Origin of the sequence: Enterobacter sp. PP-008-ECC_S150, assembly GCF_045257065.1 — a bacterium.
In the GTDB taxonomy this organism is placed as follows: domain Bacteria; phylum Pseudomonadota; class Gammaproteobacteria; order Enterobacterales; family Enterobacteriaceae; genus Enterobacter; species Enterobacter chengduensis.
Map to the genome: position 1 here is coordinate 1 of NZ_JBJHHG010000057.1, position 2,632 is coordinate 2,632.

The 2,632-nt window shown below is 51.7% G+C and carries 3 protein-coding genes; all 3 read left to right on the forward strand.

Annotated features, from left to right (window positions below):
• Positions 1-115 precede the first annotated feature (115 nt).
• The 3 genes from ACJBF3_RS25940 to ACJBF3_RS25950 all read left to right on the forward strand — a co-directional run bounded on the left by ACJBF3_RS25940 (position 116) and on the right by ACJBF3_RS25950 (position 2,260).
• A complete protein-coding gene (locus tag ACJBF3_RS25940; protein WP_032105038.1) occupies positions 116-301 on the forward strand; it encodes a Rop family plasmid primer RNA-binding protein in 186 nt (61 codons plus the stop codon).
• 1,160 nt (positions 302-1,461) lie between these two features.
• Positions 1,462-1,605 carry a hypothetical protein gene (locus ACJBF3_RS25945; RefSeq protein WP_032610644.1) on the forward strand — a complete coding sequence of 48 codons (144 nt, stop codon included), beginning with the start codon at positions 1,462-1,464 and terminating at the stop codon, positions 1,603-1,605.
• 427 nt (positions 1,606-2,032) lie between these two features.
• On the forward strand, positions 2,033-2,260 hold the full coding sequence (locus tag ACJBF3_RS25950) for a YgdI/YgdR family lipoprotein (protein WP_021243043.1): 228 nt from the start codon (positions 2,033-2,035) through the stop codon (positions 2,258-2,260).
• The last annotated feature ends 372 nt before the right edge of the window (positions 2,261-2,632 follow it).

A 2,632-nucleotide genomic window follows, 5' to 3' on the forward strand; every position in this document is an offset into this window, starting at 1 on the left:
CCCGGAACCCGCCAGAAACGCTCCTGTTAAATTTTAACGGCATGCATGACTATGCACCAGAATGACGGCATGCTCTTTTCACGCAAAAATCATCACCAGACGGGGAAAATCACCAGTGACCAGACAGGAATCCGCCGCCCTCAACATGGCCAAATTTATCCGCTCACAGACACTCCTCCTCCTCGAGCGGCTCGAACAGATGGATCTGGATGAGGCTGCCGGCTGCTGTGAGCACCTGCACGATCAGGCCGAAGCACTTTACACCATGCTGAACGCACAGACAGGCGAGGAAGATGCGTGAAAATCGGTGAACGGGTGCGCAATTCAGTGCGCGGCCGTGAGGCGATGGCGGGGTGTCGGGGCGCAGCCCTGACCTGGGTATTTGTGATGCCGGCGCGTGCGCGGTATTACAAATACACATCCTGTCCTGAGTGGTTCCCCGGGAACAGGCAAAAAAAAACCGGGGAGCTGCCCGGAAGGTAAGTCAAGTTAGATTAGATTACTTTCACTCATCCATAACAGCATCATGCAACGACGACCATCGTCCGTGACGGCCGCCTCGTTTAAGTATGGACAGAAATACAGAAAATGCTCAGGACGAAATGTAATGAATGCGAACGGATTCAAGAAATTCGAGCATGACCGTCCTTACGGCCGGTTCAGTTTCAGACAAAATCTGCCGGTATGCATCCAGCATCATGACTCCGGCATCCCCCCGGCACGCCGGAGCCAGCCCGAAACAACAGACACAAACAGGTGTCGCTCATCATCAAGAGTCATCAGGTCTCCGGAAGAAAAACCAAACATGGCTTACCTCCTGTTAACGGCAACGCAGAAGAAAGGTTTACAGGGTAGCGGGCAGGAAAATAAAAAAATTGCAGTCAGCCCGGAACGGCTGCTGAACCGGTACAGGCGGGTTCCGGGCGCAGCGCCGGACCAGTCACTCAGCGCTAGCGGAGTGTATACTGGCTAAAATGTAACACCGCAGTAACGCATAGCATAACTGCTACATAAGACAGGCGCAGAAAATGAAAGAAAACGCGTCAGGAGAAAATGTAATACAGGATATATTCCGCTTCCTCGCTCACTCACTCGCTGCGCTCGGTCGTTCGGCTGCGGCGAGCGGTACGGGCTTACGGGTGGAGCAGAAATTTCCTAGGGGATGCCAGCTAGGGGATGCCAGGAAGATACTTAGCGAAGAAGGCATAAGGCCGCGCCGAAGCCGTTTTTCCATAGGCTCCGCCCCCCTGACGAGCATCACGAAATCTGACGCTCAAATCAGTGGTGGCGAAACCCGATGCGGCTTAAAGATACCAGGCGTTTCCCCCTGATGGCTCCCTCGTGCTCCCCCGCATTCCTGCCTTTCGGTTTACCGGTGTCACTCCGCTGTTATGGCCGCGGTTTCTCATTCCACGCCTGACACTCGGTTCCGGGAAGGCAGTTCGCTCCAGGATGGACTGTATGCACGAACCCCCCGTTCAGTCCGACTGCTGCGCCTTATCCGGTAACTATCGTCTTGAGTCCAACCCGGAAAGACACGTAAAAACGCCACTGGCAGCGGCCACTGGTAAGGGGTATACAAGATTACTGGTGCAGAGTTCTTGAAGTTGACGCCTGACTGCGGCTACACTAGAAGGACAAATTTGGTGGCAGCGGTCTTGTACACCCTGTTACCACGGTTCAGAAACTTGCCGGTTTGCTGAACCTTCGAAAAACCACCTTGCCGGGTGGTTTTTTCGTTTACAGGGCAAGAGATTACGCGCGAAAAAAAAGGATCTCAAGAAGATCCTTTTATAAATTAGACATCCAACCTCACAAAGAGGAATACTTAAATCATCTTGGTATATGTATCGGTCGGATTACATCAGATATAAGCCCGCACTGCCCCCTCCCCGCCAGACACCACACTTTAACCATAACACCTCGCACCTAACTCGATATGCAGCCCACCATCAAGCCTCTTTTCACATAAAAAATGACCTATAGTTAGATGGTTAGTGACCAAAACTGATATGGATAAAAGGAGCTGGCTTTGAAAAAGATTTTTGTTTCCGTGTTCGCAGCGGCAGTTGCGCTTTCAGCCCTCACCGGCTGCACGCGCACAAGCTATGCCATACACACCAATGACGGGCGCACTATTGTCAGCGACGGCAAACCTAAAGAATCAGACTCAGGCCTGCTTGGCTATACAGACGCGAATGGTGTCAAACAGCAGATCAATAAAACCGACGTTAAAGAAGTCTCCGAAATTCCGCACTGAGCATCTTCTCCGAAAAAGGCCGCTAATGTGGCCTTTTTCTTTACCTGGGGTTCTCCGCCAAAATCCCAGCAAATTGCACCACCAAAGCTAAAAGCTTCCAGGGTTGTCTAAAAAGCACAAGACATTAGAGGAAGTGCGGTTTTTATAATCAAGCCCCCCAAGAATTTACCATAACATCCGTTGCCCGCACCGCCTCAGACGCACTCAGCGCTTTTCTGACGGAACCATGACCAAAAACCACAACAAACCACCCCGGAACCCGCCAGAAACGCTCCTGTTAAATTTTAACGGCATGCATGACTATGCACCAGAATGACGGCATGCTCTTTTCACGCAAAAATCATCACCAGACGGGGAAAATCACCAGTGACC

Coding starts and splice junctions, on each gene's coding strand:
- ACJBF3_RS25945 (WP_032610644.1), top strand. CDS start 1,462: ATGCACGAACCCCCCGTTCAGTCCGACTGCTGCGCCTTATCCGGTAAC.